Annotated in this window: 20 protein-coding genes and 1 pseudogene; 7 read left to right on the top strand and 14 right to left on the bottom strand. The window is 41.9% G+C overall.

Annotation, left to right across the window (positions count from 1 at the left end; genetic code table 11):
* Nucleotides 1-58 precede the first annotated feature (58 nt).
* The 3 genes from AC5JM2_RS33790 to AC5JM2_RS33780 all read right to left on the bottom strand — a co-directional run bounded on the left by AC5JM2_RS33790 (nt 59) and on the right by AC5JM2_RS33780 (nt 4,304).
* Nucleotides 59-1,816 carry a hypothetical protein gene (locus AC5JM2_RS33790; RefSeq protein WP_495840251.1) on the bottom strand — a complete coding sequence of 586 codons (1,758 nt, stop codon included), beginning with the start codon at nt 1,814-1,816 and terminating at the stop codon, nt 59-61.
* A 572-nt stretch (nt 1,817-2,388) separates the two neighbouring features.
* Complete coding sequence (locus AC5JM2_RS33785) at nt 2,389-3,177, bottom strand: TspO-related membrane protein (protein WP_495840249.1); 789 nt, start codon at nt 3,175-3,177, stop codon at nt 2,389-2,391.
* A 155-nt stretch (nt 3,178-3,332) separates the two neighbouring features.
* A complete protein-coding gene (locus AC5JM2_RS33780) occupies nt 3,333-4,304 on the bottom strand; it encodes a hypothetical protein (protein ID WP_495840248.1) in 972 nt (323 codons plus the stop codon).
* Nucleotides 4,305-4,845: 541 nt separating this feature from the next.
* On the opposite strand from AC5JM2_RS33780, the gene AC5JM2_RS33775 reads away from it, so the two are divergent.
* The 5 genes from AC5JM2_RS33775 to AC5JM2_RS33755 all read left to right on the top strand — a co-directional run bounded on the left by AC5JM2_RS33775 (nt 4,846) and on the right by AC5JM2_RS33755 (nt 9,895).
* Entirely contained in the window at nt 4,846-5,439 is a 594-nt protein-coding gene (locus tag AC5JM2_RS33775) for a TetR/AcrR family transcriptional regulator (protein WP_495840246.1), read from the top strand.
* A gap of 15 nt (nt 5,440-5,454) precedes the next feature.
* Entirely contained in the window at nt 5,455-6,741 is a 1,287-nt protein-coding gene (locus tag AC5JM2_RS33770; RefSeq protein WP_495840244.1) for an ABC exporter membrane fusion protein, read from the top strand.
* Nucleotides 6,742-6,946: 205 nt separating this feature from the next.
* Entirely contained in the window at nt 6,947-8,113 is a 1,167-nt protein-coding gene (gene devC, locus AC5JM2_RS33765; RefSeq protein WP_495840242.1) for an ABC transporter permease DevC, read from the top strand.
* Between the two features lie 163 nt (nt 8,114-8,276).
* Nucleotides 8,277-9,107: a class I SAM-dependent methyltransferase gene (locus AC5JM2_RS33760; RefSeq protein ID WP_495840241.1), complete on the top strand. Its 831-nt coding sequence runs from the start codon at nt 8,277-8,279 to the stop codon at nt 9,105-9,107.
* Between the two features lie 38 nt (nt 9,108-9,145).
* Entirely contained in the window at nt 9,146-9,895 is a 750-nt protein-coding gene (locus AC5JM2_RS33755; RefSeq protein WP_495840239.1) for a DevA family ABC transporter ATP-binding protein, read from the top strand.
* An 83-nt stretch (nt 9,896-9,978) separates the two neighbouring features.
* On the opposite strand, the gene AC5JM2_RS33750 is transcribed toward AC5JM2_RS33755, so the two are convergent.
* Nucleotides 9,979-10,716 carry a hypothetical protein gene (locus AC5JM2_RS33750; protein ID WP_495840237.1) on the bottom strand — a complete coding sequence of 246 codons (738 nt, stop codon included), beginning with the start codon at nt 10,714-10,716 and terminating at the stop codon, nt 9,979-9,981.
* Nucleotides 10,717-10,910: 194 nt separating this feature from the next.
* Nucleotides 10,911-14,747, bottom strand: coding sequence for a magnesium chelatase subunit H (gene bchH, locus AC5JM2_RS33745; RefSeq protein ID WP_495840235.1), 3,837 nt, complete (start codon nt 14,745-14,747; stop codon nt 10,911-10,913).
* Nucleotides 14,748-15,122: 375 nt separating this feature from the next.
* Between bchH and AC5JM2_RS33740 the strand changes: the two are divergent.
* Nucleotides 15,123-15,620: pseudogene (locus AC5JM2_RS33740) on the top strand (N-acetylmuramoyl-L-alanine amidase); the annotation flags it as partial.
* 128 nt (nt 15,621-15,748) lie between these two features.
* Here AC5JM2_RS33740 and AC5JM2_RS33735 read toward each other — a convergent pair.
* Nucleotides 15,749-16,717 (bottom strand): CHAD domain-containing protein, encoded by a 969-nt coding sequence (locus AC5JM2_RS33735; protein ID WP_495840233.1) that lies wholly within the window; start codon nt 16,715-16,717, stop codon nt 15,749-15,751.
* A 354-nt stretch (nt 16,718-17,071) separates the two neighbouring features.
* On the opposite strand from AC5JM2_RS33735, the gene AC5JM2_RS33730 reads away from it, so the two are divergent.
* Entirely contained in the window at nt 17,072-18,139 is a 1,068-nt protein-coding gene (locus tag AC5JM2_RS33730; RefSeq protein WP_495840231.1) for a DUF3616 domain-containing protein, read from the top strand.
* Nucleotides 18,140-18,185: 46 nt separating this feature from the next.
* On the opposite strand, the gene AC5JM2_RS33725 is transcribed toward AC5JM2_RS33730, so the two are convergent.
* The 8 genes from AC5JM2_RS33725 to AC5JM2_RS33690 form a co-directional block, all read right to left on the bottom strand.
* Entirely contained in the window at nt 18,186-18,776 is a 591-nt protein-coding gene (locus AC5JM2_RS33725) for a flavodoxin family protein (RefSeq protein WP_495840229.1), read from the bottom strand.
* Nucleotides 18,777-19,026: 250 nt separating this feature from the next.
* The gene (locus AC5JM2_RS33720) at nt 19,027-20,121 is read right to left on the bottom strand and encodes a T3SS effector HopA1 family protein (RefSeq protein ID WP_495840227.1); all 1,095 of its coding nucleotides are present in this window, start codon (nt 20,119-20,121) and stop codon (nt 19,027-19,029) included.
* Nucleotides 20,122-20,425: 304 nt separating this feature from the next.
* Complete coding sequence (locus AC5JM2_RS33715; RefSeq protein ID WP_495840225.1) at nt 20,426-21,571, bottom strand: aminoglycoside phosphotransferase family protein; 1,146 nt, start codon at nt 21,569-21,571, stop codon at nt 20,426-20,428.
* 213 nt (nt 21,572-21,784) lie between these two features.
* On the bottom strand, nt 21,785-21,994 hold the full coding sequence (locus AC5JM2_RS33710; protein WP_495840223.1) for a hypothetical protein: 210 nt from the start codon (nt 21,992-21,994) through the stop codon (nt 21,785-21,787).
* Between the two features lie 84 nt (nt 21,995-22,078).
* Nucleotides 22,079-23,200, bottom strand: coding sequence for a T3SS effector HopA1 family protein (locus AC5JM2_RS33705; protein WP_495840222.1), 1,122 nt, complete (start codon nt 23,198-23,200; stop codon nt 22,079-22,081).
* 203 nt (nt 23,201-23,403) lie between these two features.
* Nucleotides 23,404-24,555 (bottom strand): phosphotransferase family protein, encoded by a 1,152-nt coding sequence (locus tag AC5JM2_RS33700; RefSeq protein ID WP_495840220.1) that lies wholly within the window; start codon nt 24,553-24,555, stop codon nt 23,404-23,406.
* 167 nt (nt 24,556-24,722) lie between these two features.
* Nucleotides 24,723-25,169, bottom strand: a complete 447-nt coding sequence (locus AC5JM2_RS33695) for a DUF3574 domain-containing protein (protein ID WP_495840218.1) — start codon at nt 25,167-25,169, stop codon at nt 24,723-24,725.
* Nucleotides 25,170-25,359: 190 nt separating this feature from the next.
* Entirely contained in the window at nt 25,360-25,764 is a 405-nt protein-coding gene (locus tag AC5JM2_RS33690; protein WP_169265910.1) for an NIL domain-containing protein, read from the bottom strand.
* Nucleotides 25,765-25,926: the final 162 nt, after the last annotated feature.

Here is a 25,926-nt window from a genome sequence, read left to right as displayed (position 1 = left end):
TTGTGGGCGTGTTTCAGCCAAATCAGTGATTGAGTATGACAATCACAAGAATTGGTAGTTATTGCTGTAGTGCATGAGTAATACAGTCTGCTTCCAACACAACCATACTCTTAGTCTCGAACACAGAACAGCGTTTTGTTAGCATTACAAGTGCCGGAACTGTTCCCTGTTCCAAGCTGGTTAAAGCCTCCGTAAAAGCTGGCTGAAAACTTCTAAGCCAGCTTTTGCCCCTCAAATAATCAGGTGTAAACGCTACGCGATCCAACAGCCAGAAAGTTATCCCATACTTCTGAATCAACTGTCGTGCTGCGAATTTGTTCTGACTGTACTGAGCATGAATCAAATCAATGCTTCGTTGGTGAATCTGACGGTAGTAGCCTAGATGGAAAGGAAGTGCGTATTCTTTACCGACTAAAATAGATCGTTGGGCAAACGTCGGGATATTATTTGCTTCATCAGACAGGGTAGCAATAAGAATGTTTTTCGGTTGCTTCTGAAAAAATTTATACAAAGAAGACTCGTTAGACACTCTATAATTCGTTCTTGGAAAGCCATTTGAAAAATTAGGGTATAGTACGAGCGTTGCTCCTAATGTTACCATTAATATGAGTATCCAGAATCTTTTTCTTCGCAGACTCGATTCTGTCATTTTCTCACAAGCCCGAAAGAGTGCATCCAGTATTAGGGTTAACATTATTCCAGCAGCAAGCGCCATGACAATTCGCAAAGTATGACTTGTATATCGGGTAGGAAAAAATAGTTTTAGTAGCAAAGCATGAGATGCAAAAAATAGACATAAGGATACCAACACGATTTGAGATAAAACTGCAACCTCGCTTTTGACCTGCTTAACCAATGGGAAGCAAGACACATTTTGCAGCACTATTGGCAATAACAACCCAACCCAAATCAAAGGAGGTAATAACGGCGGCACTATACCACTATGTTGTCCAATTAACCAAAACCTCCAAAAGTTGTCGTCAAAAAAAGGATGTCGTCCTCCCGACCAGAACTCCGGCATTGCTCTGGCTTGTGTAGCGGTGACAAGTGGACTAAACTCAGAGGAAGCTAAGGCATAGGGCAGCATTGCGAGAAAGCCTAGCCCCAAAGCAACTACACACAACAATAAGCTACTGTGCTTCTGCTTAAGCCGGGGTGACCAATACTTCCAGTTCCATAACCGTAGGAACAAAATTCCTTCTGAAATAAATATAAATATAGGATAAATAAGCCCTTGCAGAACGAGTGTTACGCACACGGCTAGCCAAGATGTACGTAGCATATAGTACAAAAATGCTAAAAACAATGGATATACAAAAGATCTAGGTGTGGCAGAAACCAAATCATCCTGGAACCAAAGACTTTGATTTAGGAGGAATGTAGTGATAAATCCAGCCATAGGCACTGGAAAAATCTGGAGGCAAACGCCAAAACAGTAGGCGGTGGCAATCAAGCTCAATACGATTGGTAAAATTTTACTGAGTAAAAGTGGATTAATATCTAGACTTGCCATCAACTGGTAAACAGTAGCAAATCCTGGTGGTGTAATGGATTTAAAGTAATCTGCAATCAAATCATGAGGCAGTAGTTCAGGATCTATAAACCGCTGCATCCAAAACACATACTCCCGTGCATCATCCTGGACAACGTATTCATTTTTGACAGCTTTCAGAAGCCCTAAGATACCATAAAAAAATGCAAACGATAGGCTCAGACCAAACCAAAATATAACTGATGTAGAGGTTCTCAAGTGTTCAGAAGCAGATAATTTGTCTATCGGACCAGTACAAAATCTATGCAGACGTGAGACTAGCATTATCTGTTTGTTATCGTTTCAAGAAGTGTTTTAGCAAAAGCACAATTAAACTCCCCAATAGTACCCAATTGACGCTCCCCTAGCTACGTGAATATCGGACTACGTGCTGATCATCATATCTAATAGCTGGCAATGTTACGACTGCTTTGTTGGGGCGATCGCTTTTTAGCTGGCGCTGACACTTACTTCAATCTTTCGTGTCTTCTGGGTGCGTTAGCGTGGCGCTTTGGAAGCCACATTCCGCACCCTCAGCTGTCACACATGAACAAAATGTCGATAATTTAGTACAGAAGAACTAAAGCAGAGGAATAGTGAAGAGGCTTGATGATAATAAATAGTATCAAGCTGAGTAGCTGGGTATAAAAAGGAGTTTCGTAATTGACAAAGATTTAGCGTGGATAAGCAAGAAAATGAAAGGGTGAGCGAAAAATTAGTTTATAACAAAAAGAAAAATGTAAGAATTGAAACAGAAATAGTTTGGATAGTTCTGTTGTCCTGTTTAATGTCAAAGATATTGAAAGCGAAAATACCGGACTTCTAGACTAGCAATTTGCTCATCGGGATGACGCTATTCAACCGTTCAAAAGCTGAGTACGCGAGCTTTTGACAAAAATGAGTAACACAAGAACAGCCGCACATACCAAAGCCAGTATTCTCAAAGTAGGGTTGTTCCACTGTTTGAGAGCGATCGCTATCATTGCCCAAACCATGACTCCTGTGTAAGCTACGTCTCGGCGCTGAACAGCTATGAATATAGCAAGTGCTGCTGCAACTAGCAACATAATAACTGTCCAGACTTCAGCAGAAATCCCCCAACCGTTCCAGCCCACAAAAAACAGGGCAAAAGCGACATTAACTATCGTTGCGACACTAATCCACGCTAAATAAATACTGATAGGAAAGTGGACGCACCATTTTTTTATACGAGATACAGAATTTGTCCCAATTCCTAATCTTATATATATAACAATCAGAGGCAGTAAAATTCCCAGCATAGCTACAACGGAAAGTGAAAAAAGCCGGGAAAGGAACAGATAAACCCAGATAATTTGAGCAAAGCAAGCAACTACTAGCAAGTAACCTGTTTTACGTAAATCTATATCATGTCGCTGGTTTGGTAGAACTTGATAGATTCCGAGAGCAAATAGACCAAGATAAATCAATCCCCAAATAGCAAAGGCGTAATTAGCGGGAATAATTAATACGTTCTTGAACAGAGTGTTAGAAATTTCACCAATGCTGAGTCCATTTAACGGAAAGATGTTCGACAAAACGTTAACTACAAAAGCGCCAACGATCGCAGCTAGGGTAGCAAGCTGTCGTAGAAAATCTTGATGATCGCTCTTGTTGGACTGCTGCATAGGTCAGATGGCACCATTTATAGAGGACAACTCATTTCTATTGTGCTTCGTAATCTATCTCCTTGTACGATTGTTTCATTAGCCAAAAGACATCTCCAAAAATGAGTCCCAAACCCCAATGAAACTGTGGTTAATTTTTGGAGACTTTTATCTTACTACTGACCAACAAAAACTTGTGGTTCCAAAGGCACAGATTGCCCATTTATTGTTAGTGTTGTCGCTTCTACAGTCTGCCCAGAATCATTACGAGTGCCGAATCCCTCCGCTTTGACTTTGTCTCCTACATTCGCTATGCTCTGTAGCTGCTGGCTCGCATGGGGTGGAAACCTGACAACAGCCCCATTAGAAAGGACAACGCCATTAACATTTCCTCGGTGTCCCACCAACCAGTGTTGAGCAGTTCCTTCCACAGAGACATTACTGTAGTTGCCATAATTGGGCGGTTGAGGGAGTATTGGAGAAGTCTGTGACATCAAAGTCTGCCCTGTTTGAGCATTGGTGATGCTTCTTGCTCTGATTTCCTGACCAAAGCGGCTGGGAAAGCCGGAAGTCCCTAAAATGGTGATTTGAGTTCCTGGGGAAACCGTCGCCATCAAACTATCTCCCATAAAGGGAGGAAATTTTACCTGTAACCCATTGTTGAGTAACAGCCCATCTGCCTTCCCTTCAGGGTTAAAAAGATACTGTTGTACTTCTCCTGCTACATTTATTGTGTGTTGCCTGTGATGCCTCATATGTCGGAAGTGGTCTGGTGGAAGTTGATTTTGGTCTTCACCCCTCCAAAAACGAGCAGCGTGGAAACGATGTTCTGGCGAACGCCTAGCGTGCGTAAACTGACCAGCGATCATGTTGTAAACTAATACACCTAAAAGCATTAGTGCAGCTCCAACACTACCACTAATGAGAATTAACTTTAATTTTTGTTGTCGTTCGCGAGCTTGGATTTGGTTTGCTTTAATTTGCTGTACAGCTCGTACAATGAACTCTGGGGGAATTTCTACTTCCCCCCCAGCCTGTATCATTTCTTCCAAAGAATAATCCTGAGTTTGTTGCGTGTGTGACTGAGCAGCAAGCGCAAAAACATCCGCCGCAATGTCTTTAGAAATGCGAAGTTTTGAATTATTCATGATAATAACTGACTTTGATGGACTAGTTTGATGGATCGCTCAATTTAGATTATGTGAGGTTGGGACTCGTCCGTACTCAATGTTCTTATCTTAGAAGTTAGAAATGCCACCCAAATGAGACAAAAGTCATGCTTCAACTATTACCAAAGTCATAAATTTGGTAATAGTTGAAAAAGGGGTGTAAGGGTGTAGGGGTGTAGGGGAAAGACATTTTCATGTTTGGTGGTGAAAAATTTTTAACTAATCCTCCGGCTATGAAATCATCACTACGAAGTGATGATTTCATAGCCGGAGGGAAATCGAAGTGATTAGTCATTAGTAGTTGAGCACGAAAATTTGTCATTAATTATACTAACGACTAATGACAAGTGACTAATGACTAAGACGGGGCAAGGAGACAATTCCTCCCCGTTTTAGAAGAAACGGGGATTCCTTGCCTCGTCTTCCTTGATTGGGGCTGCCTTCTTTTTCAAGTCTAAAGCTTGACAAGCCAGAAGCAATGAGAGTATATTCAATAAATAACAAACGTTCGATATAAAAAATGCCAAAGATTGTTGACCATGACCTATATCGCAAGGAACTCCTCAGTAAATGCTTTGATTTGTTCGCCCAGAAAGGTTACTCAGCAATTACCATGCGTCAAATTGCTGAAGGCTTAAATGTTTCTACTGGGACGCTATATCACTACTTTCCCAGTAAACAGGCGTTATTTGAGCAATTAATGGAAGAGATTTGTGAGCAAGATGAACTGATGGCGAAGGCTGAATTGGAAGGAAAACAAACTTTGCAAGAACGGCTGGAAGTTTTAGGAAAATATTTGGCTAAAAACGAAGATTATTACATTAAATGGATTTATTTACAGGTTGATTTTTGTCAGCATCAAGACTCAAAGGATATCCAGGGTCGTGGTACGTTTAGACATGCGACACAGCGATATCAACAGGCAGCTCATGATATTTTGGGCATTCAAGACCCTGTCGTAGCTTGGTTTATCTTCAGTTTAATTGATGGCTTAATCGTGGAGCGACTTATGGATAATGAAATGGTTTCTATTACTGAACAATTTTCTTTATTAAGCAAGATGTTAACAGCATATTTAGAAAAACCACTGTCGAATAAAAGTTATAACGGTTAATTGTGGAGGAAGAATATGACGACTTTCAAAGTATTCTCTAAACCTACAAATCGATGGTTAATCGGGTTAGTCGTTGCTGGAACTGTAATCACAGGTGGAATTATTTTTTCTGGCATTTCTCAGTATGGGATAGTCAGTCAAAAACCTGCACCAGTGGAAACTGCTCCTCCAGTCAAAAAAGTAACAGCATTGGGACGACTAGAGCCAGAAGCCGAGGTGATTAAACTGTCTGCACCTCTGGCGTTGGATGGCGATCGCATAACTCAACTACTCATCAAAGAAGGCGAACAAGTCAAAGCCGGACAAGTGATAGCAATTCTCGATTCACGAGATAAATTACAAGACTCCCTCAAACAAGCGCAAGAGCAAGTTAACGTAGCTCAAGCGAAACTCACCCAGGTTAAAGCAGGCGCGAAATCTGGAGAAATCGTTGCTCAAAAAGCAACCATTGAACGCTTGCAAGCGCAGTTACAAGGTGATAGACTTTCTCAAGAAGAAACAATCGCCCGACTACAAGCGCAATGGGAAGGCGACAGGACAGCGCAAGAAGCAACAATTCGGAAAATTCAGGCGGAACTCAGCAATGCTCAAGCTGAATATCAGCGTTATCAGCAGTTATACAAACAAGGAGCAATTTCTAGTTCCTTATTTGATAGTAAGCGCTTAAGTTTAGAAACCTCACAACAACAACTCAACGAAGCGAAAGCTATTCTCAACAGAATCAACGCTACTGGTAGCAAACAAGTTCGTGAAGCGAAAGTCGCGCTGCAAAGAATTAACGCGACTGGTGTCAAACAAATTAGGGAAGCTGACGCCACCCTCAATAAGATTGTTGAAGTTCGTCCTGTGGATGTGCAAGCGGCGCAAGCGGAAGTTGATAATGCTTTTTCAGCTGTCAAACGCGCCCAAACTGACTTGAAACAAGCTTACATCAAAGCACCGACAGCAGGACAGATACTCAAAATTCATACGCGAGTTGGAGAAAAGATGAGTGACTCTGGCATTCTGGATTTAGCACAAACGAACCAAATGGTTGCTGTCGCAGAAGTTTATCAATCCGATATTGGTAAAGTGAAAACCGGACAGAAGGCAATTGTAACAGGTCAAGCTTTCAACACAGAACTGCGGGGAGTTGTTTCGTTAGTTGGCTTGCAAGTTAATCAACAAAAAGTTTTCAGCAACCAGCCTGGAGAAAATTTAGATAAGCGAGTTATTGAAGTGAAGGTTCGCCTCACACCAGAAGATAGCAAGCGAGTTGCAGGTTTAACGAACTTGCAAGTCCAGACACAAATTGAATTATAAATTTTCTTTACTACTAAATATAACGGATGTTCGTTATAGATTGGTATGACCAAAACTAAGGGTGTAAGTGAACAAAACAAGAATTGCGAATCAGTTTCCTCCCACGCCAGGTGCCTCAAGTCGGGAAACCCGCCCACAGCACTGGCTCCCCTACACCCCTACCCCCTTACACCCTTACACCCCTAGTTGACAGGAGTTTTTTGAAATGTTTGGTAAATGGCTTCGTAGAACGCCGCTAGCATTGCGACAAGTGATGAAAGAAAAAACTCGTCTAGCGGTAGCAGTGGCAGGTATTGGATTTGCAGATATGCTGATATTTGTGCAAATGGGCTTTCAAGATGCACTCTTTGACAGTGCGACAAAGCCTCATCGCCTACTTGAAGCAGATTTGGTGATGACGAATCCTCAACTTCAAACTCTGTTCTCTGTCAAAAGCTTTTCTCGTGAACGACTTTATCAAGCATTGAATCATGAAGGCGTTCAGTCGGTGAGTTCTGTTTACATCAGTTTGGGACAGTGGAAAAATCCAGAAACTCGGATTAACCGTTCCATTTTGATTTGGGGAATTGATCCACAAGCACCAGGCTTGAATTTGCCAGAGGTGAAGCAAAATGCAACACAGTTACAACTATTGAATACAGTGTTGTTTGATCGTGCTGGACGTCCGGAATACGGGGCTGTTGCTGAGGCTGTGCAAAAGCGCGGAACACTGGAAGCAGAACTCAATCGCCAGAATATTCAAGTCACCGGACTGTTTACTATTGGTAGTTCATTTGCTGCTGATGGTAACATCATCACGAGTGATTCAACATTTTTGAAATTGTTTCCCGAACGTCAACCAAATCAGATAGAAATCGGTTTGATTAAGCTTAAACCTGGTTTTAATCCGACTCAAGTTGAAAAACAGCTTGCTAAAGAATTATCACCAGATGTACGAGTTTTAACACTAGAAGGTTTTGCGGGGGTGGAAAAGTACTACTGGGAAAGCCAAGGGACAATTGGATTTATTTTTGGACTGGGTGTGATTGTGGGGTTTATTGTGGGAATCGTGATTGTGTACCAAATTCTTTACAGTGATGTTTCCGACCATTTACCAGAGTACGCCACGTTGAAGGCAATGGGATATAGCGACGGCTATCTTTTGGGTGTTTTGTTTCAAGAAGCGTTACTTTTGGCAGCATTGGGTTATGTGCCTGGATTTTTGATTGCGATCGCACTCTACCAGGTGACATATGCAGCAACTCTACTACCTATTGCTATGACACTAACTCGTGCAATTACTGTGTTTATCATAACGATAGTCATGTGTACTTTTTCTGGCGCAGTTGCAATGAGGAAGTTACAATCTGCAGATCCAGCAGATGTGTTTTAGTGAGTCATATAATGTCTGGATGAACAGTTATAAAAAATACCCCTCCCCAACCCTCCCCTTACCAAGGGGAGAGTGCCGTCAGGCGGGTGGGGTAAACCCATGGGGATGATAAACAATCAACCAAACTCAAGATTAAGTGATGACAGAAATTAGGAGTACATCAATGTCAAATGACTCAACAAATGCATGGAACAATGAAACTCGTGATGCGTGGAATACCAACGCTAGTGTGTGGGACGCCCGCATGGGTGATGACGGGAGTGACTTTCATCAAGTGCTGATTCGTCCTGCAATGGAGAGACTGCTGGAGGTAAAACCGGGTAGCCGCATTTTGGACATAGGCTGTGGAACTGGGCTGACAACTCGCAGATTAGCCAGCTTGGGTGCACATGTCGTCGGAATAGATTTTGCCGAGGAGATGATTACCTGTGCCCGCAAAAGAACTCAACAGCATGAGACATCAATTGAGTATCACGTTCTTGACGCTACCGATGAGACAGCTTTACTTGGGCTGGGAGAACGTTCCTTTGATGCTGCTGTATCCGCAATGGTACTTATGGACATGGCAGAAATAGACCCTCTGTTACGGGCACTCACAAAGTTGTTGCGTCCTGGAGGTAGCTTTATCTTTGCTGTGATGCATCCTTGTTTCAATAGTACACATACCAGTATGGCTGCAGAAGTTAAAGATTGCGAAGGTCAACTGGTGACAGAATACTCGGTCAAAGTGTCTGGATACTTACAACCCAGCACCACAAAAGGATTAGCAATAGAAAATCAACCAAAACCCCAATTGTACTTCCATCGACCATTGCACGTTCTGTTAGGTGCAGCATTCCGTGTTGGGTTTGTACTTGATGGCTTGGAAGAACCTGCTTTTCCTGCTGACGATTCTTCTGACAGTCGCTTTTACAGTTGGTCTAACTTTACTCAAATTCCACCTGCGCTTGTTGCCAGGTTGAGATTTTGTGATGAATTACTACGCACATCTTAGGCAGTTAGTCAATAATAATAACCTATAAAAATAAGACTATGAAAAAAATAGATTATTCTCATAACCCAATGCACATAGTAACAACTGAACCCGTCATCTCTGCCCAAAAACTCAATCATTACTTTGGTGAAGGTACGCTTCGCAAACAAGCGTTATTTGATATCAACTTAGATATTTACTCTGGCGATATTATCATAATGACTGGACCTTCAGGTTCAGGAAAAACAACCTTGTTAACCCTTATGGGAGGACTACGTTCTGCCCAAGAAGGAAGTTTAAAAATTCTCGGACAAGAAATGTGTAGTGCGAGTAAGAAGCAGCTGCGAGACGTTCGCCGTCAAATTGGCTATATTTTCCAAGCGCATAACCTGATGACATTTCTGACAGCTAAGGAAAATGTGCGGATGTCGTTAGAGTTGCATGACGAGTTTTTAAATCAGGATATGGACGCTAAAGCTATTAGCATATTGGAGAGTGTAGGTTTGGGAAATCGTGCAGATTATTATCCAGATAGTTTATCGGGTGGACAAAAGCAGAGAGTGGCGATCGCCCGCGCCCTAATCAGTCAACCAAAAATAGTTCTAGCAGATGAACCCACAGCAGCACTCGATAAAAAATCTGGGCGTGATGTCGTGGAATTGATGCAGAAGTTAGCGAAAGAACAAGGCTGTACAATTTTGCTAGTGACTCATGATAACCGCATTCTTGATATAGCCGATCGCATTATTTATATGGAAGATGGTCATCTTATCAGCGATGGTGTAGATGCTGCAGCGAAAGTGGGTTAATTACTGCTTTTGCGCCAAAAAATTAGCGATTTTAAAACCGCAGAGGCGCAGAGAACGCAGAGAAAATACGTTTTTGTTCAAAGCTATATCAGCTTGTGCATACTAGCCAAAACGATTTCTCCAAGATTATCTGATAAAGTTAGCAGTGGCTGCTGAAGTCCCCATTGTTTAACTTTACTGGCTGAAAGCGCACCATGAGCAGTTGCGTTCCGCAGTGCTTTAGCAAGTTTTGCAGCATCAACCCAGGTAGAAACAGGTTGTCCGTTAATTATCCAATGTTGAATTATGTTTGCGTCTCCCTTTATAGCACTCAGAAAATCTAGTACTTCTCTCCCTTCTTGTGATTGATCAAGCCATCTAGACAACTTTTTTAATTCTTTGTTTGGTGAGGGCAATGATTTGTATGAATTTAGTCCGGATTTTTGTGTGATCTTACTAAAATCATCTGGACCTAGACCACCTGTCCCTGTCTTAAGTAATAATGTCTTTATAACAATCTCAAATCCACTCCAAACTATCACAAGTCGCCACTGGGCACCACGCGCCTTATGTGTCGAGTTAGGTTTATCAGTTGAGATATGACCAACAGCAGGTTCATCCCATTCTGCTCCAGATTTTATTAGATAAAATCCTCTTGATAAAGCTTTGATAACATCATTAATATGCTTTAAATCAGCTGAATGGCTCTCGTTGAAGTGCGATAGCCTCCGCTGTATATCCTCACACTTGGCTGGATCAGATTTCCAAGATTCATATTGCCCTAAAACTTGCCATAGCTCGCGCGATACATCCTCAAGATGTGTAGTAATTAGTTCTGCCATTTTTTGGTTACTCCTGAGTTTTCTCGCTTTTTATAAGTATTTTTGCTGAATATGTGAGGAAAAGTTAAATTTAAATCACACTAGAAAATAATAACAATTCAGCAAAGTACTTATCCGGACAAAACTCAATCGTCTTTTTATTGGCGACACTATTAGCTTTTATATAGGTAGGGCAATATGTCCACACTACCTATCTAAACCGTCACCCCTTCCAATTCCTCATCCGTCAACTCATACAACTGGCGTAACTTCTGCAACTTATCCTCACCAGCCTCCCAAAAACCGCGCCCATGCGCCTCCAACATCCTGCCCACAAGATTACGGAAAGCTTCCGGATTCGCCTTCCGTAATTTCTCTGCCATCTCTGCATCTAAAGCATAAGTATCAGCAGCTTGGTCATATACCCAATTATCAGTAAAATCAGCAGTACCGCCCCAACCAATCAACGCCGTCATCCGTTGAGAAATTTCATAAGCACCACCCGAACCCTGATTCGCCATCGCTTCCGCCCATTTGGGATTCAGCAACTTGCTGCGATACTCCATCCGTAACAAATCATCCAAATTTCGGGGAGTCGTATCCTTCGAGAAACTTTCCACAAAACTAGTAGTCACTTTTTTCCCGCGTTGTTTTTCCGCCGCTTTCTTCAAACCACCAGTATTGGCATAATATTCTTGAATATCAGTCAAACCGTATTCCACAGAATCAATTTCTTGGACAATGCGACTGGTGTTTTGCAAAAGTTGAGTCAGTACTTCTGGTCTTGCTTGACCTTTATCTTGCCTACCATAGCTAAACACATTGCGACCTTGCCAAGTATCCCCCAACTCATCCCCAGATTCCCAATTACTATCAACCACTCGGTCATTCACCAAAGAACCAAAATCACCTGCAGGATTAGAAAACAACCTCGCCGAAACATTTTCTACCCCTTGCGCCTTCAAAGCCAAAGCATGTTTCCTAATAAAATTCTGGTTCTCCGGTTCATCAGCCTCAGCCGCCCGCCCAAACAAATCATCCAGCAACTCAATAACATTCACAAAACTATCTCGGAAAATCCCCGACAAATTCCCCAACACATCAATCCGGGGATGTCCCACCTCAGCCAAAGGCTTCAACTCATAACGAACAATTCGCCCCGTCCCCTCCTTCACAGCTTCCGCACCAACCAACTCCAAGAGAATACCAAGAGATTCCCCCTTAGTTTTAATCGCATCCAAACCCCATAATATCACCGCCACAGTCTCCGGATACGTCCCATTCTCTTGCAGATGCTGGGCAATAATCTTTTGACCAATTTCCCGTCCCCGTGCAAACGCCGCAGGCGAAGGCATACGATAAGGATCTAAAGCATGAATATTTCTCCCCGTAGGCAAAACACCCGCACCATCTCGCAACAAATCACCACCAGGCGCAGGCGGAATATACTCCCCATTCAAACCCCGCACCAGATTCGTCAACTCATCAGTTGTCTGCATCAACAAATCTCTAACTTGTTTCTCTTCTTCTTTCCTTTCTTCTTCGTGTCCTTCGCGTCTTTGCGGTTCATTTCCAAAATAAGCCTCCAAATACCCCGCCATCTCCTCCTCACTTGGCTTTTCCCCCAAAACATGCAACCCAGAAGAAAACAGACGATTCTCCAACACTTGCAAATACTCGTACAACTTCACCAGATAATCATCAAAAGCATGACCACTAAACATCCGAACATTCTCAGGCGTAAACGCAATCCCCAACCGCTTCGCATCCTCAAACGGACAATCGGCATCCAAACCAGTATCCACAATCTTCTTACAAATCGCTTCCTTGAGGGCATAATTCTTCTGCGGATCTTCTCGATACTCCGCAATCAAATCCCGCAACGTCACCAACTCCTTATACAAACCCGCACGCCCATAAGGCGGTACATTGTGAGAAATCAACACCCCATAACCACGACGCTTCGCCAACATAGACTCCGAAGGATTATTCGCCGCATATATATATAGATTAGGCAAATCTCCCAACAAAATATCAGACCAAGAATATCCCGTATTCCCCAAAGGAGAACCAGGCAACCATTCTACAGTCCCGTGCATCCCAAAGTGAACCACAGCATCAGCTGCAAATTCATTTTGCAACCATTTGTAAAAAGCAGCGTACTGCGGATGAGGAGTTAAATCCCGTTCAAACATCAACCGCATCGGATCACCTTGTAATCCCAATGGTGGTTGTACACCTATCCAAACATTTCCAACCTGAACACCCCCAATATGAAATTCATCACCATAAGTCTTAATCCCAGTACCTGTGAGAGATTTCCATTGTTTTTCAATGCGGGATGTGCGGAGGTATCCTAGCCATTTTTCCAAGGTGCGGACATTAACTGATGAGGGAACAATATTTTCCAGCCTACGGCTCGCTAGCCCCGAAGGGGGCGCTACGCAAACGCTAACATCTTGCTTATCTTCCCATTTGAGTTCATCCGCTTCTTTAACTTTGCGAATCAACTCTTCTCCATCTTCCGGTAAATCTCCAACTGTATAACCTTGGTCTTTCAATGCTTGAAGAAACTTCAGTAAACTTCTTGGTACATTTAACAACGCAGCTGTTCCCACAGCACCGTAACCAGGCGGGAACCCATACAAAATAATTGCAATCTTTCGTTGCGAGACAGGTTTTTGCCGCAAAGCAACCCAATTTTTCACTCTCCCAATTAACCGCTGTACCCGTTCGGGAACCAGATAAATTTCTTCTCCCACCAAACCACCAAGGGGAACGGTGTCGATCGCCCCATCCAATTCTGGTAAAGCGTATAACACAACACTTTGCAATCCTCCAATACCTTGGCGCGTCCAAGAAGAAATATCTTGAATCAGCAATGGTGCGGCGACAATGTATGGTATGTTCTTAGCAGTAAGGATGCGTTTTGCTACCTCAACTTGTCTTCCCGCTTCCATAGAACCAGCCGGACCACCGACAAGAGGAAAGCCAATCGTTGAGACAATGGCGTCAACCTTGACTGCTTCTTTTGAAAGTGAGGCAATTTCTACATTTCCTTGTTGTCTTTGCCCTTGTTCGTAGTCGGTTGTCATCCAATCACGTACTGCGACATGACCTTCTACACCATTAATAAAGATGGGTAATGGTATCAAACCAGCTTCTTCAAAATTGCGAATGAGTTGCGGTATGTAAGGTTGTTTAGTAATGACGTGCTTGCGATAGAGGAGAATTCCGACTACTGGCTTTTGGATTTTAGATCCCCCCAACCCCGCTTTCAAATTAGATCCCCCCAACCCCGCTTTCAAATTAGATCCCCCCAACCCCCCTTCAAAAGGGGGGCTAATATTCTCCTCTTTATAAGCAGGGCGAGGAGGAATCTGTTGATACCATTCCAGGTATGCCCGTGGTGATTCAAAAAATCCTTGATAGTCGGGATGTAACAACCCCATATTCGGGGTTTCGACTGGCGGGGGAATTTCACCTACCTTAAGACTTAAATATTTTTCTGCCAATGTCCAGAATAAAGCAGCAACGTTTTCTGGTCCACCAGCATTCCAGTAACCATATATAATCAGCCAGTTGCGTAAGTCTTGTACTTTTTGCCCTGGCACATATTTCAATAGTTTTGGTCCGACTTTTAAAAAGCTAATATAACCTGCGAGTTTATCTTCCTCTCGTCCGTTGCTGAATTTATCAAGAATGAATTTTACTGGTTTGGGCATTCCTTTGGGTTTATCGCCAATGGCGAAAGCGCCCAACTTGGTTAAACTCAACAATTCCAAAGCTGACTCAAACACGAGGCGGATGGGGATATGGGAGATGCGATCGCGCAACCACAACACCTGATCATAGTCAAACAGCAAACTGCCAAAAAACACATCAGCATCTTTTAGTGCTGCTTCTACTTCAGCGCGTTTAGTGGTGATGTCGCGATCGCTAAACACGCTAATATCCAACTCACTGACACGAGAAGTCGCCAAAAAAGCTGCCTTCCGATACAAGTCGGCGTTAAATGATTCAAACCCAGCAATTAAGACGATACGTTTCATGTGTTGAGATAGAAAGCTTAGTTAAGGTGTTATATTTCTTATTGTGACACGTCTATTTTTGGGAACGCTTAACAGGGAATAGGGAATAGGGAGCAGGGGAGCAGAGGAGCAGGGAGCAGGGAGCAGGGAGCAGGGAGCAGGGAATAGGGAGATAACTCTGAACCCTTGACTCTTGACTAATGACTCTTGACTCTTGACGAATGACTGCCAAAACATCGTTAACTTTATTTTAACGACCTACTTAAGTAAGTCGGTGCAAAAAAATCAAACTGTGTAAAGAAAAGTAAATAAAGCTCAAACTCTTTCTCTCCCTACTCCCTGCTCCCTGCTCCCTGCTTTATTCCAACAAGAATTATTTACGCCGACCTACTTACAATGAAAATTGGAATTGATATTGGGCACAATTGTCCCCCTGATACAGGTTGTAAAGGCATCAAGTGTGAGGATGATTTAAACTTAAATGTCGGGAATAAAGTTATAGAAAAATTAAAAACTTTGGGGCATCAAGTTGTACCATGTCAACCGACAAACGCTGATACAGTCAAGGCATCTTTGACAAAGAGATGCGCTACAGCCAATGCAGCTAATGTTGATATTTTTGTTTCTATCCATTTCAATTGCTTTAATGGTCAAGCAAATGGGACAGAAGTATATGCAATGAGCGAAGTCGGAAAAAAGATTGCTAAATCAGTCTTAGATGAAATCATTAAGCTAGGATTTAATAATCGTGGTATAAAAGATGGTTCTAAGTTATTTGTCCTGAAAAATACAATTATGCCTGCAATTCTTATAGAGGGTTGTTTTGTTGATTCGCAAAAAGATATGAAGTTATATAATGAGGAGGCTATGGCAAATGCAATAGTTCAAGGTTTAATCAACAACTACTCTTGCTAACCTCCACTCCTGTTATGGGGAATTCAAAATTCACTTAGGGACTGCGTCCTTGTACTCTACAAAATTCAAAATTATTTTTTAATTTTGAATTGGAGCGTAGGCGAAGCTCACACTGGATGTAGTATTGTTGTATGAAACCTTTGTCTTGTCTGGGCTTTGAGATACTGCTGCTGTAAGGGCTGCCATTGTTGCCATAATTTATAACGTTTTTGGGCGAACATTGAAGCAAGAGTCGGCAGTTGAGAATCTATTTCTGAGTTAAACACATCTGCAAGCCAGTCAGCTAAGACTGCGCTATCTTGCATTGCTCCCAATATCTCTTGGAGATTTTTCACTTCTGCAATACAATTGGTATAAGACTGGCTATATAAATCAGAAAATAACTCCATCTGGTAGCGCAGGCGTTTGGCTTGTTTGCGTAAACTGTGAAAAGTTTCCCCATTAGTTGCTAATTCTTGCTCTACTCTTTGGGCTTCCCAGTCTCTAGAAATAACAATCTCCCCTCCCTCTACTTGGGTTCCAACAAGCCAACCTGGATGCAGTAAAAATGTACTAACTTCTGGTAAAAGTAAATCTGGTAGCACTTGCTGAATTGGCAAATATGCTATTGGTTGATAGGATGGCTCCTTTAACCACTCGTTCAATTTCTGTTTAAGAGATTTGTAATGATCGTCCTTGAATGTTGACTTTACATCTGTCACAGCCTCTTGACGTTGTTTGGTTAAAGCTTCCATTGCTGTTTGCAGCGATCGCTGTTCTTTGCGGGGTAAATCTGATTGCTCAAGATTTTCCAAACTTTCTTTTAGCACGTCTAAATCCCGCAGATTACCCAGACGACGCGCAATTTTACCGATATTTTTATCACTAGCTGGCTTTGGCAAATCCACAGCCGGGGAAAACCTTGTTACAGCTGTGCGTAGGCGACGCATCCCCACTCGCATCTGATGCAATGCTTCTGGATCTTTATCTTTCTTGACTTCTGTTTCCCACTTTAAGGTTTTTTTACTATGTTTTTCAATTGCTGAGTAAGCATAGTTTCCGAGAGTTTCGACTTCTGATTTTATAGCTAATGTCATACAAATTGATACACATCTTGAATGAAAGTACTTAACTGGCTGATGTGATTGAATCGTAGCATTTTTTAAATCTATCATCTATGTTTTGTAAAGTTTTTATTCGGAAAAATTTGTATAATTTTGTTATCATAAGTTAGTTTTCGTTATTTTTTTAAATATAAACACTGAAGAAAACGTGATATCAATAACACGTTAAAATAAAAAATAATTTTCATCTGAAGTATATATAGCAGCCCTAAGTCATTTGTAAAAAACGAAGTACATTTGTAAATCATTCTTTCCTGTTCCCTGTTCCCCGTTCCCTGTTCCCTGGCTTAACGAAAAATTTCACAACTCATTTAGGAGCGCTATACAATGGACTATTCACATCGAATAAATCAAGTTTTACTAACTTTTACTGATGGTTTTAAAGAACATCGGAACGACCTTTCAGCAATGCTACTAACTCCAGAGAAGCACTTATGGTTGGGATCGGATGAAACCTCAACTATTGAACGGCTGTCTTTTGTAGATGTAAGTAACTTTGCAGAACATAAACAATATCACGTAGCAAACTTTATCAGCTTACCTGCACCAGAAGAAGAAGAAATTGATATTGAAGGTTTGGCATATGCTGATTATTATCTATGGTTAATTGGTTCTCACAGCTATAAACGTAAAAAACCGAAACCTGAATTTTCTGATGATAAAAATATTAAAAGACTAGCCAAAATTGCATCCGAACCAAATCGCTATATCATAGGACGTATTCCACTGGTGGATGGGGAATTATTATCATCATGTCAACATCCAAAAAATCCTAACGTACAATTAAGTGCTGCCAAACTTGAGGTAACCCAACAAGGTAACTTACTCATGGAAGCTTTGGCAGATGATCCACACTTGGGCTTTTTTGTGAAAGCGACAATTCCCGGTAAGGATAATGGTTTTGATATAGAAGGGATAGCCGTTTGTAAAAACAGAATTTTTCTAGGTTTGCGTGGACCTGTATTACGAGGTTGGGCTATCATTCTGGAAATAGAGTTAGAAAACTCTGCTCCCGGACTCCTGAGATTGAAGAATATTACAGATGATGGCAAGGGATACAAAAAGCATTTTCTCTTCTTGAATGGTTTAGGAATTCGAGATTTATGCTTAGAAAGTGAAGATTTGTTGATTTTAGCAGGACCGACAATGGATTTGGATGGTCCTGTGCAAGTTTATCGTCTGAAGAATGGCGCTGATTTACAAGAAAATGTTCTCAATTATCCAGAGTTTGTCCTTGATATCCCATATGGAAATAGAGACGAACACGCTGAGGGAATAACTTTATTTCATGATATAGCTGGGGTACCTTCACTACTAACAGTTTATGATTCTCCGGCAAAGAATAGGTTGGTAGGAGATGGTGGTGTACTGGCAGATGTTTTTAAGCTGATTTGAAAAAAAGAGCAGGACTCTTAACAGTCTTGCTCTGTTCGTATCTAATCTACCTAACCCAACGTTTTGTTACCTCTGCAATGCGTTGTCCAAAACGTTCTGAGGTGAGGCGATCGCCCGCATCTATCTCTGCTTCCTTACCGCTCATATCAAGTGGAACATGACCCATCACGCCTAAATATGCACCGAGTCGGTTTATTCCATCATCCTTACCGAACAAAAAGCTTGACAAATCTCCCACGTTTACCCAAATCATACCGTGTTGAGCCGCATTTGTTGCTAAATATAGCAGTGTTCCTTGCTTATCGCCACTGGGAGAGCTAGAGTGCGTAAACCCAGCAGCGATTTTGTCTTTCCATCCGTGTTTAAACCAAATTCCGCTAGCTGCATCAATAAATGCCTTAAACTGAGCTGCAACACCACCCATGTAGGTAGGTGAACCAAACACAATTGCATCAGCATTATTAAGCTTTTCTATTGTTGCATCATCCTTCCAACGACCCTTTACAATCTGCTCGCCAACAATCCGCAAAACCTCAACAGTGGTACCTTCAACTTTGCTTGCACCTTCAGCAATAGCTTGAGCCATAAGGTGAGTATGACCAGCACCGGAAAAGTAGACAATTGCTACAGTGGGCATGGGAAACCTGTTTAATTATTTTATGTCAAATGACGCCAGTCATATCATAAAGACTCTTTGTCAAAAAGTGAAGTCGCTTTCTTTGCAACAGATACTCCACTCGCGCTACCGCGCACCCTCCTTAGCAAGGCGACGGTGTACACACCGGATCGCCTTTCACCTCACCCTCGCTTTTAGCTTCGCTAAAATCTTTCCCTCTCCTTGCTAAGGAGAGGGATGCCCGATAGGGCAGGGTGAGGTTCAGAGGAATTCACTCCAATGGTGTGTAAATATCTTCCGAGTTAGGATTGAGATAGGGACGCTCGATGTCAAGCCCCAACCGCTCAAAATGTTGGATAATATATTTCATCCGAGCTTCTTTTGATTCATCACCGTTTTGATGAGCTTCAAGCATTGCACTGGCAACAATTTCGCAGCGGTTTTCTCCAAACTGTTGTTGAAGTCCAAACTTCAGTTCAGAAGCAGGATGTTCGGCTAATCCGATACCAGGTGCGAGTACCTTGGTAAATATGGGAACCTGCTCCCGAAAGTGGGATTTATTTTCTGCATAAATCGTCTGTAAGACAGGTAAAAGAATTTCTTTGTATCGGTAAGACTCATCTGGATTATAAGGAAACTTGAGAAATCCTGAATTATACAACCTGTAGTTCAAAGGGTTGTGTAATACCTCGAAAGCAAAGGGGACTTTCACTTCATTCAATTTTGTCGTTAAATATTTCATAGTCCAAACAGCAGCTTCTGGACTGAAGTTGAAGTAAACAACTATTCCCTCACTGTGAAATTTCATAGGCGGTAAACCACCTATACCATCGCCATTTGCTCTATACCTATTTTCATGAATATAGCTAGAAGGTAACAATACTGCTACTGGATCGTTTACACTAGCTGATTGCAAAGATAAAGGAAGATGACGCTCTCGCTGGATGTGTTGAATGAAAGTATCAAATTCTGCGGCTAGGCTACCATCAGCTTCCTGTTTAAGGATGCGGTATCCTGGGTGAAAAAAACCTCTTCCATCATTGTTTTCGTCCAGTTGTTCATAAAATTCCCAGTCTATTTCTCTGGAATCTATTTCTTGTAGAATTTGTTCGTTCGTCTTAATTCCTGGGCTGACTTCTGTTGTACACGAACCTTCAAAGTAAATACTATATATGAATTTGGATAACTGAGAATTTAAATATTTATACTGGATTTCCTGAGGCATCTTTTGCAGTTGTGCCACAGTAGCAGCAGGAGTTTCTATAGGAGAATAGTCAGAATGACTGATGCGTAATTTGGAGAATTCTATTTGAATGTTGTCAGCAATATCGTGTAAAGTCTCCTGTAAAGTTGGTGGTAATTGCATGATAGATTCTCTTATATTTTTTTATTGACAGGGTATTGAATCAGGGAGTTTTTCAATTTGGCAAAAAAGACAGTAGTGGGAGCATCCCAAATGTGCAAAATGCCCGCACTTCGTGCCGCTTCGCTAACAGACTGGAAGTCTGGACGCCAGGTGCTTCAAGCCGGGAAACCCGTCCAACGCACTGGCTCGGCTATACAAACAAAGCCTGCCTCCGCAGGCTGTAATTAGTCCGCGTAGGCGGACTTTGCCTGTGTAGCCGCGAATTCTATTCGCCAGGTGTCTGTGCAAAATTGGAATGCTCCCGTTAAATTGACAGAAACTTTTCAGGCTTGCACAGAAATTGTGTAGCAATGAAAAAATATAGCCCTTGGTGACTTAAAGCCATCTCTGGCTGAAGTTGAAATTCTGTGAGGAGTTGATAAATTAAACCAAGTCCAGTAAACTGAATAACCCGCTTGAGAAATTCCGGATAATCTTCTAAAATCTTTGGGTAAGTATTGATATAAGCTTTTGTCATAGCGACAATTGAAGGACGAACGACTTCTAGAGGCATTGTAGCTAGCTGTATAGATTTTTTGACTTCAATAGCAGGATGTACAATCATACTGTTGAGCCAGAAGAGAAAATAGCCAAGAATTGCTTTTCCTAAATCGCAAGCTGGATCGCCCCAACTACATGCTTCCCAATCAACAATCTTAATTAGGCTTTTGTCATAATCCTGAGTTTCCGTTACTAACTTCTCCCAATGTCTAGGTATAAAAATCTTATGAAATTGAATATTATTGTGTGTTAAACAGCAGTGGCGATGATTCAACACCAACTCTGTAACAATTTCCCTCACAACTTCAGATTGTTGAAAAATACCCAGAAATCTCCAAGCAACAGCTTGAGTTTTCTTTAAACTCTCAGGTTCAATTCGGCTAACAAGATAGTCAGAAAGATAATCAGGATAAGGAAGTTGGTAGTTAAGTTTAGATTCTTCCAGTTCAGTCAGAAAAGTGTAGCACGCCTGAGTACTCATTGTCTGTGAATGTAGCTTTGCTAAAGTCGTTCCTAGCAATTCTGCGAGCGCTATTGGGAAAGCTTCCTGATTTTCATAAAAACTTTTTAAGCTAATATAATCATTTGAGCATTTGTATATTAGTATGGAATTGCTGTCATCAAAATGCAGGACTTCTGGAATTAATGATGAAGCAGAATCTAAATCTTTGTGAGACTGCAAAAAATTATAAAGCTTCCACTCTTTAGAAATCCTAACATCGTGCTCAAGACTTCTATAATCAGGTGTCTGCTTAACAAATAGTTTGCCCTGACTTTGGGGCAACTCGATGAGCCAATGAAAAGTCTTGCTATTAACGTCAACTTTCAGATAGTCTAAGTCGTCTTTTTGGCATATAGCAGTATCAATTAAGTAATCAAATAAGTTGTTAGAGTTGAGTTTGATAGCCACAAAAAGCTTCTTTATTCTTATCAGACGAGTGTGTTTTCTGGACTTGATGAGTTGAATTAAATAAATCATAGAGTGGAGATTAGCCCACTCTATGATTTCATTAGATAAAATGAGTTTTCTGTTCCAAATGTCAAGCTTTGGACGAGCAATTAAGGTAATTCCTTACAGACCAGTAGGCTTACCGTGGTCAAATTGTCACACGGGTATTGTCAACTAGTGCAGTAGTACATCACCACCACATAACAATAGGCTTATGTTGCTGGGCTCATAACGAGCACCACCGTTTATTTGAACCAATTCACTATCAGTCAGTTCATTCAAGAAGTCTTCAGAATCGGCAAACAAGTCAGTTCCGGCCACTGGGATATCATTTGTGATATCATTTGTGATCTGATTTGTGATGTTAGTATCTGTGTTTTTCATGATTTGAATATTAATCAATGTGTTCTTAATTACTATTATCAAATCCTTTCTACAAAGTATTTATACCATACGGAGTAATTTCCGTCATAAGTTCAACGGCGTATATATGTCCACAGAGTTAGCATTCAGGTAGGAACGCAGCAATTCAATTCCCACTTGTGAGAATTGCTTGAGGATAGAAGTCATCCGCCCTTGGGGGGAGTTATCAAGCGAGTGCCAAGCTTCCAACAAACCATTAGCAATAATTTGGCAGCGGTTCATTCCAAAGCTTTCTTGTTCTGCAAATTTTTGGTCTGGTTCTTCTGCTAAACCTAACCCTGGTGCCAGAAACTTGGTGAATAAGGGGATATCTGTGTGAAAGTGCGCTTTTGTTTGTGCGTAGACACTCTCAAGCACCTGCCGGACAGCTTCATAGTTACTCTTCTCGAAATACAGGACTCCTGAGTCATAGCGCCTGTATTCACCTGGGTTGTATAGCACTTTAAAGGTAAAGGGAATTGAGATATAGTTCAACTCGCGCGTCAGACTGTCCATAACCGCCACCGCACCTTCTGGGCTGAAATTGAAGTAAATTCGCACGATTTCTGGCTGGCGGTTTGGATGAGTATAACTGCGTGGTCCTGCATTGCTCACTGCCATGTAGAACCCGTTTTGCACAAAATTTTTCGGCATTCGGATAGCCACCAACTCACCTACAGCGGCAGATTGTTCGACGAGTTGCAGATGCTTCTCTGGTTGAATGTATAAAGTTAAATTATTCTTGGTTACAGCAAGAGTGCCATCACTTTCTTGCCTCACCACACACCAACCTGAGTCAAAATAGCCGCTGCCTTGATTGGACGAGTGCAACCGTTCGTAAAATGCTGTGTCTACTCCGAGGCGGGTGTTATTTTCTAAGTCCTGGTGCAGTGCCAAATTATCTAAATCGGCGTCTGGTGCGAAAGCTGCTCGCATAGAGCCATTGTAATAGATACCGTAGAGAAACGAGCGCAGTTGCAAGCTAAAATACTTATTCTGAATCTCCGCAGGCATTCGCTGGAAGCGGGCGACAACCTCATCTGGTAATTCCAAAGGTTTGTAATTTGGATGGCTAATAGAGAAGTTGGAGTGGATTTGCACATTGCTGACGATATCTTGCAAAGTATCGAGTAGCTGTTGTGAAGCAGAATCCGGCTGTTGAGTTTGAGAAGAATTTTCTAGTTGCATATAGTTTCGTCGCGATTAAACATCAATAAGTAGATGAACAAAATGTGTACAGTCATTGCGAGCGAAGCGAAGCAATCCCAGTCATTGCGAACGAAGCGAAGCAATCCCAGCCCTTGCGATTGCTTCGCTCCACTCTGTTCCGCTCGCAATGACAATTCATAACCTGGGTTTGATATAAATTACACATTTGAGATACTCCCTAATTAAGTGAGTTCTGTCGCTGCAGTTCCGAAAACAGTCGCCAAGGATTGTTCCGGACGACATAACAAACTCTTGGCAACTTGAAGCATGCAAATCCCTTTATTGCCAAAGGATTTTTGGTACTGAATCATTGCCTGAATCTGTTGAATTAATGCCAAACCAGCAAATTGCACGACTCGCAGCAAAAAATTGGGGCGATGCTCTAAAATCTCCGGGAAGTTATCGAAATAAGCGCTAGTCAGAGCAGCAATGGAAGGTTGAAGCTGTTCTAGAGGTGTCATAGCCAGACGCAGAGATTCTTCGATAGTCAAAGACTTACTAATGACTAAGCTACTCAGCCAGATTTGCAGGTAGCTGGCAATCAGCGTTCCCAAATCAAAAGCAGGATCTCCCCAACAAGAGCGCTCCCAATCAATCAGCCGTACAATGTTGGGACTTTCTTGCTCCCATTCTTGCTCCCAATTATTGTGTAGGAGAATGTTGTTGAGTTTGAGATCATTGTGAGTCAGGCAACAGGGTTGGAAAACATCGGCAAGTTCTCTGATTGCTTGCCCTAAGCTTTCGTATCGCTGATAAAGCTTAAAGAATTTCAGCCCATCTGCAGGAACTATACCAAAAATTTCTGGTCCTATCCGTTCTATACTACGAACCCAGTTAGGCACATGAGCAGGGCTGAGATTATTAGGTTTTGCCGAGAAGAATTCCTGATACTCTTGGCGGTTGAAAGTGGCTCGATGGATGGTGGCGAGAATGGTGGCGATCGCCTCGCCAATTTGAGTTGGGAAAACATTCTCCTTCTCGTAGAAATCTGCTAAATCCCGATAGTCATCCAAGTAGCTGAAAACAATGATGGAATGTTCAGCCTCAAAATGAAGCGCCTCCGGCATCCAAGATCGAAGGTAACTAAGTTCTGGAAATGTTTGTAAAAACTCTTGAATTCGCCATTCACTCAAAAACTCGCCCAGTGTTTTGCCTTCTTTATTGTGTCGTTCTTGCTTAATCAGTAGTTTCCGACTTTCTGGCAAAGTCAGTAATAAGTTAAAGTTTTTTGCTCTTATCGGCTCAACCTGATACAGATCTGACTCCAACTGAGTACAGAGTCTATGCTCAACTAAGTAATTAAAAATATTCTGAGAACTTAATACAAATGTCATAAACCATCGTCATTTGATACATCCATCCCGCTGGCTTTGAGGAATTGCCCAACCTCTCCTCTTACACAACTGGATTTATCGGCTGTCTTACAGCGTATCATTTTTTGCTGATGTCTCTAGCGCTAAGTAGGTGGGCGCGAAAATTTATAACTATGCTAAAGCGAAGCTCAAAAAGACGCCTTGATAGTGGTAGTCACGCGCAGAACTGATTCTTGTTGAAATGTTTGCTTATAGCTTGCTATCACCTCTGCGATCTGAGAACTTTTTATTGGGCTGTTTTCATAAATGAGAATGACTAGTTTAGTTTTTTCTCTAGCTAGCTTACCAGAACTGTTGAGGTACTGCCCATAGGCATCAATCACAGTTAGTCCGCTTTGAAAGCGAGGTGTAATCACACGGTTCAAAAACAGCTGCCACTCAACCTCAGATACTGTCTTCCCTCCTGGTTTGGATAAGCCAAAGTACAATTCATCTTTGGTAAGAATTTTTTCACTTGGGTTTGAAGTGGAAGTTTGCGGTAATTGAGCGCGAACAAAAGTATTTGTGTAAGTAGGAGTGATAAAAAGTAACGCTGTAAGAATTAGGGTATTGAGACTTTTTGGCATAACTAGCATTAAAACACCTAACTTAACCTAAAACAAAACAGGACACTTTTATCCACGAACTGAAGTTACGTAGATGAAAGTGGACACGGCAAATTTATCGAATTTTTCAATGTTAAGAAATCTTTCGCCAACAGCATCCGCCACTTGTACCAACTATCAGTAAAGGGAGCTCTCTAAAGCAGCGATTCCTCTGCCTTCTTCATAAATTAGTCGAAATTGCCTGCACGGGACAAGTGGGAATACATTGTTCGCAGACAATGCAGCGCGATCGCGTAAACGTCAGTTTATAACTTTCGGGATCAAGATTGAGAGCTTGTGTTGGGCAAACTCCTGTACACAAACCACAGTGGACGCACGAATCTTCATCAATGGTGATTTCTCCTAAAGCTTGAGATACAGTGATGTTTTGCGATCGCATCCACTCAATCGCTGCATCCAATTCATCAATATCTCCCGAGAGTTCCACCACCAGTTTACCGATTTGATTTGGTGCAACCTGAGCGCGAATAATATTTGCAGCAACGTTAAAATCTCTTGCCAATCGATAAGTCACTGGCATTTGGACGACACGTTTGGGAAAAGTCAGTGTGACTCGTTTTTTCACAGTAATTCACGCGGGAGTTTCCCAAGCATATTTTACCAGTTATCAGTTATCAAGTACCCGCAGTACCAGTTATCAGGTAGGAAACGGACTCGTCCACCCCTTTTTCACTGCTCCCTGCTCCCTGCTCCCTGCTCCCTGCTCCCTGCTCCCTGCTCCCTGCTC

The organism is Brasilonema angustatum, from assembly GCF_059505445.1.
The sequence above is the reverse complement of the archived record's forward strand: the minus strand, read 5'-3'. Positions and strand labels throughout refer to the sequence as shown.

What these genes read in the sequence shown, in the direction of transcription:
- AC5JM2_RS33790 (WP_495840251.1), bottom strand. Translation starts at nt 1,816, where the DNA reads ATGCTAGTCTCACGTCTGCATAGATTTTGTACTGGTCCGATAGACAAA.
- AC5JM2_RS33785 (WP_495840249.1), bottom strand. Translation starts at nt 3,177, where the DNA reads ATGCAGCAGTCCAACAAGAGCGATCATCAAGATTTTCTACGACAGCTT.
- AC5JM2_RS33780 (WP_495840248.1), bottom strand. Translation starts at nt 4,304, where the DNA reads ATGAATAATTCAAAACTTCGCATTTCTAAAGACATTGCGGCGGATGTT.
- AC5JM2_RS33775 (WP_495840246.1), top strand. Translation starts at nt 4,846, where the DNA reads ATGCCAAAGATTGTTGACCATGACCTATATCGCAAGGAACTCCTCAGT.
- AC5JM2_RS33770 (WP_495840244.1), top strand. Translation starts at nt 5,455, where the DNA reads ATGACGACTTTCAAAGTATTCTCTAAACCTACAAATCGATGGTTAATC.
- devC (WP_495840242.1), top strand. Translation starts at nt 6,947, where the DNA reads ATGTTTGGTAAATGGCTTCGTAGAACGCCGCTAGCATTGCGACAAGTG.
- AC5JM2_RS33760 (WP_495840241.1), top strand. Translation starts at nt 8,277, where the DNA reads ATGTCAAATGACTCAACAAATGCATGGAACAATGAAACTCGTGATGCG.
- AC5JM2_RS33755 (WP_495840239.1), top strand. Translation starts at nt 9,146, where the DNA reads ATGAAAAAAATAGATTATTCTCATAACCCAATGCACATAGTAACAACT.
- AC5JM2_RS33750 (WP_495840237.1), bottom strand. Translation starts at nt 10,716, where the DNA reads ATGGCAGAACTAATTACTACACATCTTGAGGATGTATCGCGCGAGCTA.
- bchH (WP_495840235.1), bottom strand. Translation starts at nt 14,747, where the DNA reads ATGAAACGTATCGTCTTAATTGCTGGGTTTGAATCATTTAACGCCGAC.
- AC5JM2_RS33735 (WP_495840233.1), bottom strand. Translation starts at nt 16,717, where the DNA reads ATGACATTAGCTATAAAATCAGAAGTCGAAACTCTCGGAAACTATGCT.
- AC5JM2_RS33730 (WP_495840231.1), top strand. Translation starts at nt 17,072, where the DNA reads ATGGACTATTCACATCGAATAAATCAAGTTTTACTAACTTTTACTGAT.
- AC5JM2_RS33725 (WP_495840229.1), bottom strand. Translation starts at nt 18,776, where the DNA reads ATGCCCACTGTAGCAATTGTCTACTTTTCCGGTGCTGGTCATACTCAC.
- AC5JM2_RS33720 (WP_495840227.1), bottom strand. Translation starts at nt 20,121, where the DNA reads ATGCAATTACCACCAACTTTACAGGAGACTTTACACGATATTGCTGAC.
- AC5JM2_RS33710 (WP_495840223.1), bottom strand. Translation starts at nt 21,994, where the DNA reads ATGAAAAACACAGATACTAACATCACAAATCAGATCACAAATGATATC.
- AC5JM2_RS33705 (WP_495840222.1), bottom strand. Translation starts at nt 23,200, where the DNA reads ATGCAACTAGAAAATTCTTCTCAAACTCAACAGCCGGATTCTGCTTCA.
- AC5JM2_RS33700 (WP_495840220.1), bottom strand. Translation starts at nt 24,555, where the DNA reads ATGACATTTGTATTAAGTTCTCAGAATATTTTTAATTACTTAGTTGAG.
- AC5JM2_RS33695 (WP_495840218.1), bottom strand. Translation starts at nt 25,169, where the DNA reads ATGCTAGTTATGCCAAAAAGTCTCAATACCCTAATTCTTACAGCGTTA.